Below are 15,468 nucleotides of genomic sequence, written 5' to 3' on the forward strand. Positions count from 1 at the left end.
CACATCGTCTGACAAACGAACGCGCGGGCCAGACTGCCCGCGCGTTCCCCAAGGGACAAGGCACATGGTCCGCTTCCTTCTTTCCAAACTGCTGTATCTGGTCCCGACCTTCCTGGGGATCACGATTGTCGCCTTCAGCTTTGTCCGCATCCTGCCGGGCGACCCGGTGCTGCTGATGGCGGGCGAACGCGGCGTGTCGCCCGAACGCCATGCCGAACTCAGCGCGCAGCTGGGCTTCGACAAGCCGATCGTGATGCAGTATTTCGATTTCCTCGGGCGCCTGCTGCAGGGCGACCTGGGCAATTCGCTTGTCACCAAAAGGCCCGTCCTTGACGAATTCCTGGCCCTGTTCCCGGCGACGCTGGAACTGGGCCTTTGCGCGATCCTGATCGCCACGCTGATCGGCGTGCCTGTGGGCGTGCTGGCCGCGATCAAGCGCGGAAGCTGGTTCGACCAGGTGTCCATGACCTCGGCCCTTGTGGGCTTTTCCATGCCGATCTTCTGGTGGGGCCTTCTGCTGATCATCTTCTTTTCCGGCTTCCTGGGATGGACGCCGGTGTCGGGGCGGATCAGCCTGATGTATTACTTCCCCGAAGGAACCGGCTTCATGCTGATCGACAGCCTGATGTCGGGGCAGGACGGGGCCTTTGCCTCGGCCGTCAGCCACCTGATCCTGCCGTCGATCGTGCTGGCCACGATCCCGCTGGCGGTGATCGCGCGCCAGACCCGGTCCGCCATGCTGGAGGTGATGGGCGAGGATTATGTCCGCACCGCCCGCGCCAAGGGGATGCCGTCGCGCCGGGTGATCGGCGTCCATGCGCTGCGCAACGCGATGATCCCGGTCGTCACCACCATCGGCCTCCAGATCGGCGTGCTGATCGCCGGCGCCATCCTGACCGAGACGATCTTCAGCTGGCCCGGCATCGGCAAGTGGATGATCGATTCCATCTCTCGCCGGGATTATCCGGTGGTGCAGTCGGGCCTGCTGCTGATCGCGGGCCTTGTGATGCTGGTGAACCTGCTGGTCGACCTGACCTATGGCCTTATCAACCCGAGGATCCGCGCGTCATGAGCGATACCGTCCAACTGTCCAGCAGCGCGATCCGCCGCCAGATACTGGCCGAGTTCTGGTTCTATTTCCGCCAGAACCGCGGCGCCGTGGCCGGGCTGGTCATCTTTGTCCTGCTGGTGCTGACCGCGATCCTTGCGCCGGTGCTGGCGCCGCATGACCCGACCACGCAGTACCGCGACGCCTTCCTGTTGCCGCCCGTCTGGCAGGAAGGGGGCCGGGCCGAGTTCCTGCTGGGCACCGATGCCGTGGGCCGGGACATGCTGTCGCGGCTGATCTTCGGCGCGCAGTATTCGCTGTTCATCGGCATTGTCGTGGTGGCCATCGCCCTGGTCGGCGGCGTCATCATCGGCCTGATCGCGGGCTTTTTCGGAGGCTGGGTTGATTCTGTCATCATGCGGGTGATGGACGTGATCCTGGCCTTCCCGTCGCTGCTGCTGGCCTTGGTGCTGGTGGCCGTGCTGGGGCCGGGCCTGACAAACGCGATGATCGCCATCGCCATCGTTTATCAGCCTCATTTCGCCCGCCTGACCCGCGCCGCCGTGATGGGCGAGATGCGGCGCGAATATGTCACCGCCGCGCGCGTGGCGGGCGCGGGCAACATGCGCCTGATGTTCAAGACCATCCTGCCCAACTGCCTGGGGCCGCTGATCGTGCAGGCCACGCTGTCCTTCTCCTCGGCCGTGCTGGATTCGGCCGCGCTTGGCTTTCTGGGCATGGGCGCGCAGCCGCCCGCGCCGGAATGGGGCACCATGCTGGCCGAGGCGCGCGAATTCATCCTGCGCGCCTGGTGGGTCGTCACCTTGCCGGGCCTTGCCATCCTGGTCTCGGTCCTGGCGATCAACATGATGGGCGACGGGCTTCGCGACGCGCTTGACCCCAAACTGAAGCGGAGCTGACCGATGTCCCTGCTGACCATCCGCAACCTGACCGTCCGCTTCGCCACCGCCACCGGCAGCTTCACCGCCGTGGACGGGGTGGACCTGTCCGTGGACCGGGGCGAGGTTCTGGCCATCGTCGGCGAATCCGGGTCCGGCAAGTCGGTGTCCATGCTGGCGGTGATGGGCCTTCTGCCCGACACCGCCACCGTCACCGCGGACGAGATGACCTATGACGGCCAGGACATCCTGGCCATGACGCCCGCCCAGAAACGCAAGCTGATCGGGCGCGAGATCACGATGATCTTCCAGGAACCCGTGGCATCCCTGAACCCGTCCTTCACGGTGGGCTTCCAGATCGAGGAAGTGCTGCGCTTCAACCTGGGCCTGTCGGGCAAGGCCGCCCGCGACCGCGCGCTGGAGCTGTTCCGCGCCGTGGGCATTCCAAGCCCCGAGGAGAAGCTGAAGTCCTATCCGCACCAGATGTCGGGCGGGCAGTGCCAGCGGGTGATGATCGCCATCGCCATCGCCTCGAACCCGCGGCTGCTGATCGCGGACGAACCCACGACCGCGCTTGACGTGACCATCCAGAAGCAGATCCTGGATCTGCTGATGTCGTTGCAGGAAGATTACGGCATGGGCCTGATCCTGATCACCCATGACATGGGCGTGGTGGCCGAGACAGCCGACCGCGTGGTGGTCCAGTACAAGGGCCGCAAGATGGAAGAGGCCGAGGTGCTGGATCTGTTCGAGAACCCGCAAAGCCCCTATACCCGCGCGCTGCTGTCGGCCCTGCCGGAACATGCGACCGGCGACCGCCTGCCTACCGTGTCCGACTTTTTCACCGAGGAGGCCGCGCGATGACCCCTGTGACCCCCGTCGTCGAAGGACGCGCCATTGTCCGCGATTACCACGTCCCGGGCAGCATGTTGCGCCGCGCCAAGACCGTGCGCGCGGTCAAGGGCATCGACTTCAGCGTGCAGAAGGGCAAGACGCTGGCCATCGTCGGCGAATCCGGGTCCGGCAAGTCCACGCTGGCGCGGATCATCGCGCTGATCGACGCCCCGTCCGAGGGCGAGCTGCTGATCGACGGGCAGCGCGTCGATATCGCCGCCAGCCGCCCCGGCCCTGCCCTGCGGTCCAAGGTGCAGATGGTGTTCCAGAACCCCTATGGCAGCCTGAACCCCCGCCAGAAGATCGGCGACGTGCTGACCGAACCGCTGGTCATCAACACCGATGTCCCCGCCGCCGAACGCCGCGACCGGGCGCGGGCGATGCTGCAGAAGGTCGGGCTGATGCCCGAGCATTACAACCGCTATCCGCACATGTTCTCGGGCGGGCAGCGGCAGCGGATCGCGATCGCGCGGGCCCTGATGCTGAACCCGTCGCTGCTGGTGCTGGACGAACCCGTCTCGGCCCTGGATCTGTCGGTGCAGGCGCAGGTCCTGAACCTGCTGGCCGACCTGCAGGACGAGATGGGCCTGACCTATGTCTTCGTCAGCCACGACCTTTCGGTGGTCCGCTATATCGCGGACGAGGTGATGGTGATTTCCGAAGGCGAGGCGGTCGAACAAGGCCCGCGCGAGGCGATCTTTGCCAACCCGACCCATCCCTATACCCGGCAATTGTTCGCGGCGACCCCCGTCACCGATGTGGATGCGATCCGGGCTCGCGTTGCCCGCCGCAAGGCCGCGCGGCAGGCCGTGGCCTGAGGCGTCCTGGCGTGCCGGTCAGCGCAGGCGCTGGCCGGCCTTGTCGAAGTGGAACAGCCGCGCCGGGTCGAAGGTGATCCCCAGGTCGCTGCCCACCGCGCGATCATGTTCGCCGAACAACCGCGCGGTCAGAAGGCCGTGGCCTTCGGTATGGACATAGACCAGCGTCTCGCCACCCAGCCGTTCGACATGGCTGACCGTGCCCTTGATCTGGCCGGGCCCGTCGGTCAGTTGCACCTGCTCGGGCCGGATGCCCGCGCTGTGCGACGACAGGCCCAAGGCGCCCGAGTTCAGGAAATTCATCTGCGGCGAGCCGATGAAGCCCGCCACGAAGGTATTGTCAGGATCGTTGTACAATTCCATCGGCGCGCCGACCTGTTCGACCTTGCCCGCCCGCAGCACCACGATCTTGTCGGCCAGGGTCATCGCCTCGACCTGGTCATGGGTCACATAGACCATCGTCGCACCCAGGTCGCGGTGCAGTTTCGCGATCTCGATCCGGGTCTGGACGCGCAGCGCGGCGTCCAGGTTCGACAGCGGCTCGTCGAACAGGAACAGCTTGGGACGGCGCACGATGGCGCGGCCGATGGCGACCCGCTGGCGCTGACCGCCCGACAGTTCGGCCGGGCGGCGGTCCAGCAGCGCGTCCAGCGACAGCATGGCGACGGCGCGGTCGGTCGCGGCGCGGATATCCCCCTTGGGATGGCCCGCCTGCTTCAGCGCCAGGCCCATGTTGTCGCGCACGGTCAGATGCGGGTAAAGCGCATAGGACTGGAACACCATCGCGATTTCCCGCCGGGCGGGCGGCAGGTTGGTGATCTCGCGCCCGTCCAGCGTCACGGTTCCGCCGCTGACATCCTCCAGCCCCGCGATCATGCGAAGAAGCGTGGATTTCCCGCAGCCGGACGGTCCGACGAAGACGCAGAACTCTCCGTCCGCGACCTTAAGATCCACGCCCTTGATGACCTCGACCGGTCCGAAGTTCTTCGTCACGCCGGAAAGTGTTAGCTGGCCCATTCGCCGTCCCTTACAGTTTCACGATCTGGCCGGTCCGCACGCTTTCATCCGCCGCAAGGCAGATGGCCAGAGACCGCACGGCGTCCTGCATGTGGCGCGTCAGATCCAGATCATTTGCGATGGCGCGGGCCATGAAGGCCTGTTCCCGGTCGCACAATTCCTGGTGCCCCGGCTCGTCCGCCATCGACAGATCCTCGTGCCCCTGGCCCACGCGATGCACCCGCAGGGTCGAGGTCCTGGTATGGGTGTCGATGTCGTCCGACCGCGCGCTGTCCGGCATCCTGATCGAGACCGCGCCCCTGGGACTGACCACATCCTTCACGAAGAAGGCGGTATCCGACATCATCGGCCCCCATCCCGCCTCGTACCAGCCCAAGGATCCGTCGGCGAACAGAACCTGGAAATGGCCGTAGTTGTACATGTCCGGCGCGATGTCATCGGCCAGGCGCAGGCCCATCCCGCGCACCTCGACCGGATCGGCGTCGGTGATCTGCAGCATCACGTCGACGTAATGGACGCCGCAATCGACGATGGGCGGCGTCGTTTCCATCAGCGCCTTGTGAACCTCCCATGTCGGGCCGGAGCTTTGCTGGTTCAGGTTCAGGCGGAAGACGTAGGGCCCACCAAGCGCGCGGGCCTCGGCAATCAGGCGCTGCCAGCTTGGATGGTGGCGCAGGATATAGCCCACGACCAGCTTGCGGCCCAGGCGGGCGGCGGCATCGACCACCCGCTGCGCGTCAGCCACGGTGGTGGCAAGGGGCTTTTCGACGAAGACATCGGCGCCCGCCTCCATCGCCGCCACGGCATAGTCGGCGTGGCTGTCGGAATAGGTGGCGACGCAGACCAGGTCGGGCTTGGTCTCGGCCAGGGCCTGGGCATAGTCGTCGAAGAAGGGATAGGCCTCCAACCCGGGGGCCAGCGGGCGCGGGGTGCGGTTGACCAGGCCCACGATCTGGAAGTCCGGGTTCTTGTGATAGGCCAGGGCGTGGCTTTGGCCCATGTTGCCAAGGCCTGCGACAAGGACACGGATCATTTGACGGCTCCTGCGGTGATGCCCCGGATCAGTTGCCGGGAAAAGATCAGGTAAAGGACCAGCACCGGCAGGATCGCCAGCGACAGGGCGGCCAGGACCGCGTTCCAGTTCGACACGAACTGCCCCAGGAAGACCTGGCTGCCCAGGGTGATGGTCTTGGTGGATTCCGAGGGCGCGAGGATCAGCGGGAACCACAGGTCGTTCCAGATGGGGATCATGGTGAAGACCGCGACCGTGGCCATTGCGGGCCGGACCAGCGGCAGCACCAGCCGGAAGAAGATGCGGTATTCCGACAGCCCGTCGATCCGGCCCGCGTTCTTCAGGTCGTCCGACACGTTGCGCATGAATTCCGACAGGATGAACACCGCCAGGGGCAGGCCCTGCGCGGTATAGACCAGCACCAGGGCGGTCAGCGTGTTCACCAGCCCCGTCGCCACCATCATCTGCAGGATCGCCACCGTGCCCAGCCGGATCGGGATCATGATGCCAAGGGCAAGGTAAAGCCCCATCAGCGTATTGCCCCGGAAGCGGTATTCCGACAGCGCGAATGCCGCCATCGCCCCGAACAGCAGCACGAAGAACAGGCTGAGGCAGGTCACCACCAGCGAGTTCTGGAAATAGGCCACGAAATCGCCCTGGTTGGCCACCGTCTGATAGCCGACAAGGTCGAAGCTGTCCGGCCCCGGCAGGGCCAGGGGCTGGGTGAAGATCGCCCGTTTCGACTTGAAGCTGTTCACGACCGTCACGAAGACGGGAAACAGCGCGATCAGCGTCCACAGGATCAGCACCGCATGGGCGGCAAGGGTGCGGGCGGGGGACTGTCGGGGCTGGCTCATGGTTCCGCCCTCAGAACTGATAGCGGCGCAGCCGCGTCTGGATCAGGAACAGATAGATGCAGACCCCGACCAGGATGATGGCGAACATCGCGGTGGCGATAGTTGCGCCCATATGCGGGTCGCCCAGTTGCAACTGGAAGCCGAAGAAGGTGCGATACAGGAATGTCCCCAGGATGTCGGTGGCGAAATTCGGCCCCGCAAGCGCCCCCTGGCTGACATAGATCAGGTCGAAGGCGTTGAAGTTGCCCACAAAGGTCAGGATCGAGATGATGCCGATCGCGGGCAGGATCAGCGGCAGCTTGATGCGCCAGAACTGCGACCAGCCGGTGATCCCGTCCATCTCGGCCGCCTCGATGATGTCGTCGGGGATCGACAGAAGGGCCGCATAGATCAGCATCATCGGGATGCCCACGAACTGCCAGACCGAGATCAGCGCCAGCGTCGTCAGGGCGTATTCCTCTTTCCCCAGCCAGGGGGCGAACAGGCTTTTCAGCCCCACCATGTCCAGCATGTTCGGCGCGATCCCCCACAAGGGCGACAGGATCAGCTTCCAGATGAAGCCCACCACCACGAAGCTGAGGATGGTCGGGATGAAGATCGCCGTGCGATAGAAGGCCGAAAACCGCAGCCGGGGCGACGACAGCAGCGCGGCCAGCAGGATGCCAATGGGGTTCTGCACCAGCATGTGGACCGCAAAGAACCACAGGTTGTTGCCAAGCGCGTTCCAGAAGGCCGCCGACCAGCGGGGATCGCCGAACAGCGTGCGGAAGTTGTCCAGGCCCACGAAGGCGGTGCCGCCTTCGGTCCGGGTGAACAGCGACAGGTTCAGCGTGCTGAACAGGGGCAGGATCATGATCGCGCTGTAGACCAGCACCGCCGGTGCCAGAAACACCGCGATATGCCAGCGGATCGGCCGTCCCTTCGCCATGATCGCGTCCCCTTGCCTGTTATCTGCGCAAGAAGGCCGGGACGGTCAGCCCCGGCCTGCCGAACTGTCGGGCGCCTTACTGCGCCTGCTGCGGTTCATACCACGAGGCCAGGCCTTCCTGCAGGCGCTTGGCCGCGTCTTCCGGCGTCTCGGATCCGCGGATCACGTTGGCGGATGCGTTCCAGGTCTCGTTTTCCAGGTTCGGCGTGCCGCGCGACAGGATCTGATAGGTGGACCGGATCGTCGGCTCGCATTTCTCGCGCCAGGACACGAATTCCTTGGCCAGCGGATCCTCCATCTCGACCGCGGTCGAATTGAGCGAGAAGAAGCCCGGCAGCGCATTGGCGTAAAGCGTGGCAAATTCGGGCGACCCGACCCATTCAAGGAATGTCTTCGTTTCCTCGGGATGCGCCGTCTTGGCGTTCATGCCAAGCGCGATGTCGGTATGGTCCGAGATATAGCAGGTGTCCCCCGCGTTTGGCACCGGCGGCGGAAAGGCCCCCATGGTGAAGGAGACCTGCGGGTTGAAGACGCCGATTTCCCACGACCCCGTCGGATAGATCGCAGCACGGCCCAGCGTGAACAGGTTCTGGCTGTCGGGATAGGTCTGCGCCTCGAACCCGTCGCCCAGATAGTCCTTCCATTTCGCAAGCTGGACGAAGGGCGCGACCCAGGGCTCGTCGGTCAGCTTCTGCGTGCCCTCGATCAGCGCCTTGCGGCCTTCCTCGCCCTTCCAGTAGTTCGGGCCGATGTTCTGGTAACCCATCGTCGCGGCTTCCCACTGGTCCTGGGTGCCCATTGCCATCGGCACATAGGTGCCGTCCTCCTTGATCTTGTCCAGGACGGCGAAGAATTCCTCCTCGGTCGCGGGCGGGGTCAGTCCCAGTTCCTCGAAGGCGTCGGCGTTATACAGGAAGCCGTGGATCACCGAGGCCATCGGCACGCAGAAGGTGGCCGCGCCGTCGTCCGTCTGCCAGGCCGATTTCGCCACGTCCGAGAAGTTCGCCATCGAGGCAAGCGAGGTCAGGTCGGCCAGCTGGCCCTTGTTGTAAAGCTCCAGCGAGGCGTCGAAGGGGCGGCAGGTGATCAGGTCGCCCGCCGATCCTGCGTCCAGTTTGGAATTCAGCACGGCGTTGTAATCGGCCGGGGCCGAGGGCGAGAAGACCACCTTGATGCCGGGATTGGCAGCCTCGAAGGCGGGAATCAGGGTGTCCTGCCAGATGGTGATGTCGTCGTTGCGCCAGCTTTCGATGGTCAGCGTGACATCCTGGCCCCAGGCGGTCCCGCCCAGCATCGTGCCCGCCAGAAGGGCCGTTCCGAGGGTCTTTTTCATCGTCGTCTCCCTGTGAAGGGCGCCGTTTCGCGCCCGTTGGTTATTGTTCCGCCGCCAGCAGGGGCGCCAGATGGCCGCCGCTTTGCCGCAGCGCCTGTTCCGCGTCGCCCGGTGTGCGTCCCTGCGCCACCAGGATCGCCGGCTTCACTGCGCCGCCGGTCTGCGCCAGGGCGGTCTTGGCCGTCGCGTCGTCCACGCCGGCCACGCCTGCCACGATCCGGGCGGCGCGGCCGACCAGCTTGGCATTGTCGGCCTGGACATTGACCATGAAGCCGTCATGGACATGGCCCAGGTCTATGCCCAACAGCACCGACATCAGGTTCAGCGCGGCCTTTTGCGCGGTCGCTGCGCCCAGCCGGGTCGATCCCGCCACCAGTTCCGGCGGGGTCGCCAGATGGACCGCGATATCGGCCAAATCCAGAAGGGGTGATGACGCGACATTGGCAATGCCCACGACCGTCACGCCCGCGGCCCTGGCAGCCTGCGCGACCGTCAGCGCATAGGGCGTGCTGCCCGAGGCTGACACGACCACCAGCACGTCGCCCCTCGACAGCCCGCTGCGCTTGAAATCCTCGGCCGCGGCCTCGGCGTCATCCTCGACATCGCCGCGCATCTGCAGCAGCGCCGATGCGCCGCCCGCGAACAGGACGGGCGTGCGGTCGGGCGGGATGCCGAAGGTGCCGGCCAGTTCCAGGGCATCGGCAAGCGCCATCAGGCCCGAACTGCCCGCGCCGGCATAGCCCAGCCTTCCGCCCCGCCGCAGCGCCGCCGCAGCGGCCTGGGCCGCCGCCTCGACTGCCGGAAGGGCTGCCGGCAGGCTGGCGATCGCATCGGTCTGCGCCTGCACGAAAAGCGCACCGATCTGCGCCGCAGGGCGCAGGTGCAGCCCTTGGGCCAAGGGGTGGCGCTGTTCGGTGGGACGAGGGTCCATGTGATTCCTCCGCTGGCAAGATGATGCCAAAGCAACACCATCTGTAAAGACCTTTGTCAGAGCAGGCCATAAAATCCTTTATCTTCCGCACCAAACCGAATCTTCTTCCGATTGGCATTTGTTTGGTATTACTAGATCAGGCAGGAGATTCGGATGGTGCTTGATCTGGTCAATGATGCGAAAGGCGCGGCGTGCCGCCTGGCCTTGCGCGGCCGCGCCCTGGCACCGGACCGGGGGCGGACGCCATGACCGACGATCCGTTCAGCCCCGGGGGATTTGCGGAAACCGGCCATGGTCCGCTTTACCTGCAACTTCAGCGGCGCATCGCGGATGCCATCGCCTCGGGCCGGCTTGGTCCGGGCGACAGCCTGCCTCCGGAACGGGAAATGGCCAGCATGACGGGCCTGTCGCGGGTGACGGTGCGCCGGGGCGTGCAGGAACTGGTGGCCTCGGGGCAGCTTGTGCAGCGGCGCGGATCGGGAACCTTTGTCGCGCGCAAGGTGGAGCGGCTGGAACAGGCGCTGTCGCTGCTGACATCCTTCACCGAGGACATGGCCCGGCGTGGCCGTTCGGTGGAAAGCCGCTGGATCGGTCGCGGGCTTTTCGCGCCCAGCCCCGAGGAGGTGATGGCCCTGGGCCTGGGATCCGCCGACCGGGTGGCGCGGCTGGAACGGGTGCGCCTGTCGGATGGCCTGCCCCTGGCGATCGAACGGGCCTCGCTGTCGCAGCAGGTGCTGCCCCGGCCGGACCAGGTGGAAAGCTCGCTCTACAGCGTGCTCGAGGCGCGGGGGCTGCGCCCGGTCAGGGCCGTGCAACGCATTTCGGCGACCAACCTGGGGGCTGCGGATGCGGGCTTCCTGCAGGTCGCGCCGGGGGCGGCGGGGCTGCGGATCGAACGCATTTCCTACCTGCCTTCGGGGCAGGTGATCGAATTCACCAGATCGCTTTATCGAGGCGATGCCTATGATTTCGCCGTGGAACTGAAATCGGCACCCGACACGGACAGGAGGCCCGGATGAACCAAAGCCACATGGCGCGCGAGATCGCCGAAATCCCCGAAGCCGCGCGTCGTTTCCTGGAGGGCAGCCGCGACGCCGTGTTGGCGGCGGCGGCGGCGCTGCGCGACCGCGCGCCCGTGGTGGTCACCACCGTCGCGCGCGGGTCGTCGGACCATGCGGCGACCTATCTGAAATACGCGATCGAGCTGGAACAGGGCCTGCCCGTGGCCTCGCTGGGGCCGTCCATCGCCTCGATCTATGGGCGGCCGCTGCATCTGGCGCAGGGGGCCTGCATCGGCATCTCGCAATCGGGCCGCAGTCCAGACATCGTCGAGATGCTGCGCGCGGCAGGCGCCGGGGGGGCGCTGACGGTGGCCATCAGCAATGCGCCGGACAGCCCGCTGGCCCAGGCCTCGGCCCATGCGCTGCCGCTGCTGGCGGGGGTCGAACGCAGCGTGGCCGCGACCAAGACCTTTGTGACAAGCATCCTGGCCGGGCTGGCGCTGCTGGGCGAATGGCGGCAGGACGCGGCGCTGTGCCAGGCGGTGGCGGATCTGCCTGATGCCTTTGCCAAGGCGCTTGACTGCGACTGGTCGCCCCTTGCCGCGCGCCTGACCGGGGCCGGATCGGCCTATGTCCTGGGGCGCGGCCCGGCCGTGGCCATTGCCGGCGAGGCGGCGCTGAAGCTGAAGGAAACCTGCGGCCTTCACGCCGAAGGCTTCAGCGCGGCCGAGGTGCTGCACGGGCCCGCGGCCATCGTGCAGCCCGGCTTTCCGGTGCTGGCCCTGGGCGTCGCGGATGCCGCCCTGCCGCAGCTTGTCGCCACGGCGGAACGCCTGGCGGGTCAGGGTGCCGATGTCTTCCTGACCGGGGCCGAGGCCGCGGGCGCGGTGACCCTGCCCTCGGTCCCGGATCTGCATCCGGTCGTGGCGCCCCTGGTGCTGGCGGTGTCCTTTTATGCCTGCGTCGAGGGGCTGGCACGGGCGCGGGGCTTCGATCCCGACATGCCGCCCCATCTGCGCAAGGTCACGGAAACGGTCTAGAACGATGCAGGAGGTTCTGACAGCCACGCGGATCTTCGACGGCGACCGCTTCCTGACCGGCCATGCCGTCGTGGTCCGGGGCGGGCGGATCGCGGCCCTGCTGCCGCAGGAGCAGGCGCCGCCGGTCAGCCGGGCTTTGGAAGGCACGCTGGTGCCTGCCTTCCTTGATCTTCAGGTCAATGGCGGCGGCGGGGTCCTGGTGTCCGCTTCAACGGATGTCGCGGATCTGGAACGGCTCTGCGCCGCGCATCGCGCCCTGGGCAGCGCCGGGGTGCTGCCCACGCTGATCACCGACACGGCCGAGGCCACGGCGGGCGTGATCGCGGCGGGCCTGAAGGCCGCGCGGGCCGGGGTGCCGGGGTTCCTGGGCCTGCATCTGGAAGGCCCCCATCTGGACCCGCGCCGCAAGGGCGCCCATGATCCCGCGCTGATCCGGCCGATGGAGGAGGCGGATCTGGACCGGCTGTGCCGGGCGGCGCGGGATTTGCCCGCGCTGATGGTCACCCTGGCCCCCGAAGCCGCCACGGCCCAGCAGATCCATGCCCTGTCGCAGGCGGGCGCGGTCGTCAGCCTGGGCCACAGCGATTGCAGCTACGAGACCGCGATGGCGGCCTTTCGCGCCGGGGCGCGCTGCGCGACCCATCTGTTCAACGCCATGAGCCAGCTTGGCCACCGCAGCCCCGGCCTGGTGGGCGCGGTGCTGACCGGAACCTGCGCCGCCGGCCTGATCGCAGACGGGGTGCATGTGCATCCGGCGGCGATGTCGCTGGCTTTGGCGGCGCGGCCCGAAGGGATCTTCCTTGTCACCGACTGCATGGCCTTTGCCGGCACCGACCTGACCGAGATGACGCTGCATGGCAGGCAGGTCCTGCGCCAGGACGGCAGGCTGACGTTGGCCGACGGCACTCTGGCGGGCGCCGACCTGACCCTGCCGGACGCCGTGGCCCGGCTGGTCGGCACGCTTGGCATTCCTGCCGCGCGGGCGCTGCGCATGGCGTCCGCCATCCCCGCCGCGCTGATCGGGCGGTCGGCTGATTACGGCGCTATCCGGCCCGGCACCCGGGCCGAGATGCTGCTGCTGGACGACGACCTGCACCTGAAGGAATGTTTGGGCTTCTAAAGGTTAAACGGCCTGCGCTTCATCCTGCGCGAACGACCATGCAGCAGGGCAGAGGGGACGGATAGCCTTTCCGCGGCACGGAACGGATCACGAAGCTTCGACTGGAAACTGTTCCTGCGCGGTCATAGATTGCGGCTGGTGATGCATTGCGAGAATGGAGACAGGGCTTGTCCGAACCGCGGCGACGCTTCCCCTTGTCCAGCCTTGTCGGCCTTGCGCTTGCAGGCGCGGTGATCTGCGCCTGGCTTGCCCTGCACGTCTTTGCGGTGTGGCATCTGGACGCGCCGGCATCGCCTGTCCTTGCACTCCTTTGCCTGATCGGGCTGACCTGGCTGTCCGTCGGGCTGTTCATCGTCGCGCATGACGCGATGCATGGCGCCATCGTTCCGGGCCGGCCGGGGATCAACAAGGGGTTGGGCTCGCTGGCGCTGCTGCTGTTCGCGGGGTTTTCCTGGCGCAAGCTGATCGTCAAGCACATGGCCCATCACCGCCATGCCGGCACGGATGACGACCCCGATTTCAGCCGCGGCGGGCCCGTGTCCTGGTATATAGACTTCGTGCGCACCTATTTCGGCTGGCGCGAGTTCTGGGTGCTGGGTGGTTCGGTGATCCTTTATGCGCTGATCCTGGGGCCACGCTGGGCTTATGTGGCCTTCTGGGCCGTGCCCTCGATCCTGGCCTCAATGCAGCTTTTCGTCTTCGGCACCTGGCTGCCGCACCGGCCGGACCACGACGCCTTTCCCGACCGCCACAACGCCCGATCGACCCGGTTCGGGCGGCCCCTGTCGCTGCTGACCTGCTTTCACTTCGGCGGCTATCACCATGAACACCACCTTTACCCGTCCGTGCCCTGGTGGCAGTTACCCTCGACGCGCGGAAAGGATGAAAGATGAGCGTTCTGATCCCCGTCGTGATCGTCGTCCTGACCGTCGTGGCCATGGAAGGCTTTGCCTATTCGGTTCACCGCTGGATCATGCACGGGCCGCTGGGCTGGGGCTGGCACAAGTCCCACCACGAGGAAACCCACGGTCCGTTCGAGAAGAACGACCTTTACGCCGTGGTCTTTGCGGTGATCTCGATCCTGCTTTTCGCGATCGGCAGCGCATGGTGGCCGTGGCTGTGGTGGGTCGCGGTCGGTGCCAGCGTCTATGGCGTGATCTACTTCGTCGTCCATGACGGTCTGGTGCACCAGCGGTGGCCCTTTCGCTATGTCCCCAAGCGCGGCTATTTCCGCAGGCTTTACCAGGCGCACCGGCTGCATCACGCGGTCGAAGGGCGCGACGACTGTGTGTCCTTCGGCTTTGTCTATGCCCCGCCGGTCGACGATCTCAAGGCGCAGCTGAAATCCTCGGGCGTCCTGGCGAAACGCCAGTCCAAGCACCGCGACGCCTGGCGCGCCGATCGGCCCGAAGACTGAGTGCGGCGCTGACGCGATGTGCCCCAGGCTTCAGCAGGGGCATTGGCCAATGAAGTTTTTCAGCAGGTTCGGCCTCCCTGCCCGCGTTGTTGAGGCTAACCGCGGATTACTTCGCTAGCTGATGCATCGATTTGGCCGCCCGCTTTTTCACGAGGTTTCAAGGGCGGCCTTGGCTCATTCGGTGAAGAAGACGCAAGGAAAGCACCGGGTCAACGTTGGCTACACCGGAGATAACGCGCTTTCAAACGACCGTTTCTCAAAGGCCTGCAAGATTGTATCAGGTGCCAATCGACGGAATCGCCCCGGCTGTTCTCATTCCGGCGCGATGACCTCCACCGTCGGGAAATAGGTCGTGTACCGACCGCGGTCGCGGGTCAGAAGGCGATAGCGGCGGAGGGCGGCGTGGGCGCCGATGTAAAAATCGGGCAAGGGGGATCTGCGAAGGCCGCCGCGCCTGCGATAGGCCAGAAAGGCCTTCCCCGCCAGAAAGGCGGCGGGCCAAGGCAGCGCCTCGCGATGGAAGACATCCTCAGGCAGCAGCGCCTCGAGCGTCTCGATCCGGCTATGGGCAATGGACAGTTCCGAATAGATCAGCGGGTTGATGACCAGCCGTGTCTCGCGTCCCAGACGCATCAGCGCCTCGGCAGACCATTCGGACCATATGGGATCGGCGGTCGAGATATCGATCAGGATGTTCGCATCGACCAGGACCGGCGTCATTCGCGGGTCAGGGCCATGATCTCATCCGTGGACAGGATGGTGTCCGCGCTGCCGCGCAGCCCGGCGATGGCGGCGTCCAGCCGCATCGCCTTCTGCCCGGCCCCCTGCCCGGCCGGAACGACCCGGACCACGCCATCGTCGCCGATGATGAAATCGACCTCGGTCCCCGGCTGCAGCCCGGCATGATCCCGCACCATCTGGGGAATGGTGACCTGGCCCTTGGTGGTGATGCGCATGATGATCCCATCGGTAATACCGCAAGTATTACTACAAAGGACAAGATGAAACAATCTTTCCGGGCTGCCGCGGACAGGGCAGTCCGGTGATTTAGCCCTTGTCAGAATCGAAAAAGGCGACGATAAATTACGCAACAAACAGAATATGACGGCATGAAGCGTAACCCAGCGGCTGTCACCAAGATAAGGACGGCAGC

General features: G+C 66.0%; 17 protein-coding genes. 9 read left to right on the forward strand and 8 right to left on the reverse strand.

Going from position 1 to position 15,468, the window contains the following annotated elements:
- Positions 1–64 precede the first annotated feature (64 nt).
- Genes FIU66_RS14225 through FIU66_RS14240 form a run of 4 tightly spaced genes read left to right on the forward strand, consistent with a single transcriptional unit; the run spans position 65 to position 3,659 of the window.
- Entirely contained in the window at positions 65–1,072 is a 1,008-nt protein-coding gene (locus FIU66_RS14225) for an ABC transporter permease subunit (RefSeq protein ID WP_167623575.1), read from the forward strand.
- Positions 1,069–1,968: an ABC transporter permease subunit gene (locus tag FIU66_RS14230; RefSeq protein ID WP_167623576.1), complete on the forward strand. Its 900-nt coding sequence runs from the start codon at positions 1,069–1,071 to the stop codon at positions 1,966–1,968. Before FIU66_RS14225 ends, FIU66_RS14230 begins: the two co-directional genes overlap by 4 nt.
- Before the next feature lie 3 nt (positions 1,969–1,971).
- Entirely contained in the window at positions 1,972–2,811 is an 840-nt protein-coding gene (locus tag FIU66_RS14235; RefSeq protein ID WP_167623577.1) for an ABC transporter ATP-binding protein, read from the forward strand.
- Between the two features lie 5 nt (positions 2,812–2,816).
- Positions 2,817–3,659: an ATP-binding cassette domain-containing protein gene (locus FIU66_RS14240; protein ID WP_167623594.1), complete on the forward strand. Its 843-nt coding sequence runs from the start codon at positions 2,817–2,819 to the stop codon at positions 3,657–3,659.
- An 18-nt stretch (positions 3,660–3,677) separates the two neighbouring features.
- Here FIU66_RS14240 and FIU66_RS14245 read toward each other — a convergent pair whose 3' ends face one another.
- The 6 genes from FIU66_RS14245 to FIU66_RS14270 form a co-directional block, all read right to left on the reverse strand.
- Complete coding sequence (locus FIU66_RS14245; RefSeq protein WP_167623578.1) at positions 3,678–4,676, reverse strand: ABC transporter ATP-binding protein; 999 nt, start codon at positions 4,674–4,676, stop codon at positions 3,678–3,680.
- Positions 4,677–4,686: 10 nt separating this feature from the next.
- Positions 4,687–5,709 (reverse strand): Gfo/Idh/MocA family protein, encoded by a 1,023-nt coding sequence (locus FIU66_RS14250; RefSeq protein ID WP_201281132.1) that lies wholly within the window; start codon positions 5,707–5,709, stop codon positions 4,687–4,689.
- The gene (locus tag FIU66_RS14255; protein WP_167623579.1) at positions 5,706–6,545 is read right to left on the reverse strand and encodes a carbohydrate ABC transporter permease; all 840 of its coding nucleotides are present in this window, start codon (positions 6,543–6,545) and stop codon (positions 5,706–5,708) included. Before FIU66_RS14255 ends, FIU66_RS14250 begins: the two co-directional genes overlap by 4 nt.
- 10 nt (positions 6,546–6,555) lie before the next feature.
- Positions 6,556–7,473 carry a carbohydrate ABC transporter permease gene (locus tag FIU66_RS14260; RefSeq protein ID WP_167623580.1) on the reverse strand — a complete coding sequence of 306 codons (918 nt, stop codon included), beginning with the start codon at positions 7,471–7,473 and terminating at the stop codon, positions 6,556–6,558.
- Positions 7,474–7,549: 76 nt separating this feature from the next.
- The gene (locus FIU66_RS14265) at positions 7,550–8,806 is read right to left on the reverse strand and encodes an ABC transporter substrate-binding protein (RefSeq protein ID WP_167623581.1); all 1,257 of its coding nucleotides are present in this window, start codon (positions 8,804–8,806) and stop codon (positions 7,550–7,552) included.
- Positions 8,807–8,846: 40 nt separating this feature from the next.
- Positions 8,847–9,737: an N-acetylmuramic acid 6-phosphate etherase gene (locus tag FIU66_RS14270; RefSeq protein WP_167623582.1), complete on the reverse strand. Its 891-nt coding sequence runs from the start codon at positions 9,735–9,737 to the stop codon at positions 8,847–8,849.
- A gap of 245 nt (positions 9,738–9,982) precedes the next feature.
- On the opposite strand from FIU66_RS14270, the gene FIU66_RS14275 reads away from it, so the two are divergent.
- The 5 genes from FIU66_RS14275 (at position 9,983) to FIU66_RS14295 (ending at position 14,315) form a co-directional block, all read left to right on the forward strand.
- Complete coding sequence (locus FIU66_RS14275) at positions 9,983–10,756, forward strand: GntR family transcriptional regulator (protein ID WP_167623583.1); 774 nt, start codon at positions 9,983–9,985, stop codon at positions 10,754–10,756.
- Entirely contained in the window at positions 10,753–11,778 is a 1,026-nt protein-coding gene (locus tag FIU66_RS14280; RefSeq protein WP_167623584.1) for an SIS domain-containing protein, read from the forward strand. The genes FIU66_RS14275 and FIU66_RS14280 overlap by 4 nt, the downstream gene beginning before the upstream one ends.
- A 4-nt stretch (positions 11,779–11,782) precedes the next feature.
- Positions 11,783–12,898, forward strand: a complete 1,116-nt coding sequence (gene nagA, locus FIU66_RS14285; protein WP_167623585.1) for an N-acetylglucosamine-6-phosphate deacetylase — start codon at positions 11,783–11,785, stop codon at positions 12,896–12,898.
- A 194-nt stretch (positions 12,899–13,092) separates the two neighbouring features.
- A complete protein-coding gene (locus tag FIU66_RS14290) occupies positions 13,093–13,791 on the forward strand; it encodes a fatty acid desaturase (protein WP_240544792.1) in 699 nt (232 codons plus the stop codon).
- Positions 13,788–14,315: a sterol desaturase family protein gene (locus tag FIU66_RS14295; RefSeq protein WP_167623586.1), complete on the forward strand. Its 528-nt coding sequence runs from the start codon at positions 13,788–13,790 to the stop codon at positions 14,313–14,315. Before FIU66_RS14290 ends, FIU66_RS14295 begins: the two co-directional genes overlap by 4 nt.
- A gap of 312 nt (positions 14,316–14,627) precedes the next feature.
- Here FIU66_RS14295 and FIU66_RS14300 read toward each other — a convergent pair whose 3' ends face one another.
- Both FIU66_RS14300 and FIU66_RS14305 read right to left on the reverse strand, forming a co-directional pair.
- The gene (locus FIU66_RS14300) at positions 14,628–15,035 is read right to left on the reverse strand and encodes a type II toxin-antitoxin system VapC family toxin (protein WP_167623587.1); all 408 of its coding nucleotides are present in this window, start codon (positions 15,033–15,035) and stop codon (positions 14,628–14,630) included.
- Complete coding sequence (locus tag FIU66_RS14305; protein WP_167623588.1) at positions 15,032–15,271, reverse strand: AbrB/MazE/SpoVT family DNA-binding domain-containing protein; 240 nt, start codon at positions 15,269–15,271, stop codon at positions 15,032–15,034. Before FIU66_RS14305 ends, FIU66_RS14300 begins: the two co-directional genes overlap by 4 nt.
- Positions 15,272–15,468: the final 197 nt, after the last annotated feature.

Source organism: Paracoccus sp. AK26 (assembly GCF_011801365.1).
Classification (GTDB): Bacteria; Pseudomonadota; Alphaproteobacteria; order Rhodobacterales; family Rhodobacteraceae; genus Paracoccus; species Paracoccus aerius.

Excerpts from the sequence above, each read along its gene's own strand:
- FIU66_RS14225 (WP_167623575.1), top strand. The coding sequence starts at position 65 with ATGGTCCGCTTCCTTCTTTCCAAACTGCTGTATCTGGTCCCGACCTTC.
- FIU66_RS14230 (WP_167623576.1), top strand. The coding sequence starts at position 1,069 with ATGAGCGATACCGTCCAACTGTCCAGCAGCGCGATCCGCCGCCAGATA.
- FIU66_RS14235 (WP_167623577.1), top strand. The coding sequence starts at position 1,972 with ATGTCCCTGCTGACCATCCGCAACCTGACCGTCCGCTTCGCCACCGCC.
- FIU66_RS14245 (WP_167623578.1), bottom strand. The coding sequence starts at position 4,676 with ATGGGCCAGCTAACACTTTCCGGCGTGACGAAGAACTTCGGACCGGTC.
- FIU66_RS14250 (WP_201281132.1), bottom strand. The coding sequence starts at position 5,709 with ATGATCCGTGTCCTTGTCGCAGGCCTTGGCAACATGGGCCAAAGCCAC.
- FIU66_RS14255 (WP_167623579.1), bottom strand. The coding sequence starts at position 6,545 with ATGAGCCAGCCCCGACAGTCCCCCGCCCGCACCCTTGCCGCCCATGCG.
- FIU66_RS14260 (WP_167623580.1), bottom strand. The coding sequence starts at position 7,473 with ATGGCGAAGGGACGGCCGATCCGCTGGCATATCGCGGTGTTTCTGGCA.
- FIU66_RS14265 (WP_167623581.1), bottom strand. The coding sequence starts at position 8,806 with ATGAAAAAGACCCTCGGAACGGCCCTTCTGGCGGGCACGATGCTGGGC.
- FIU66_RS14270 (WP_167623582.1), bottom strand. The coding sequence starts at position 9,737 with ATGGACCCTCGTCCCACCGAACAGCGCCACCCCTTGGCCCAAGGGCTG.
- FIU66_RS14275 (WP_167623583.1), top strand. The coding sequence starts at position 9,983 with ATGACCGACGATCCGTTCAGCCCCGGGGGATTTGCGGAAACCGGCCAT.
- FIU66_RS14280 (WP_167623584.1), top strand. The coding sequence starts at position 10,753 with ATGAACCAAAGCCACATGGCGCGCGAGATCGCCGAAATCCCCGAAGCC.
- nagA (WP_167623585.1), top strand. The coding sequence starts at position 11,783 with ATGCAGGAGGTTCTGACAGCCACGCGGATCTTCGACGGCGACCGCTTC.
- FIU66_RS14295 (WP_167623586.1), top strand. The coding sequence starts at position 13,788 with ATGAGCGTTCTGATCCCCGTCGTGATCGTCGTCCTGACCGTCGTGGCC.
- FIU66_RS14300 (WP_167623587.1), bottom strand. The coding sequence starts at position 15,035 with ATGACGCCGGTCCTGGTCGATGCGAACATCCTGATCGATATCTCGACC.
- FIU66_RS14305 (WP_167623588.1), bottom strand. The coding sequence starts at position 15,271 with ATGCGCATCACCACCAAGGGCCAGGTCACCATTCCCCAGATGGTGCGG.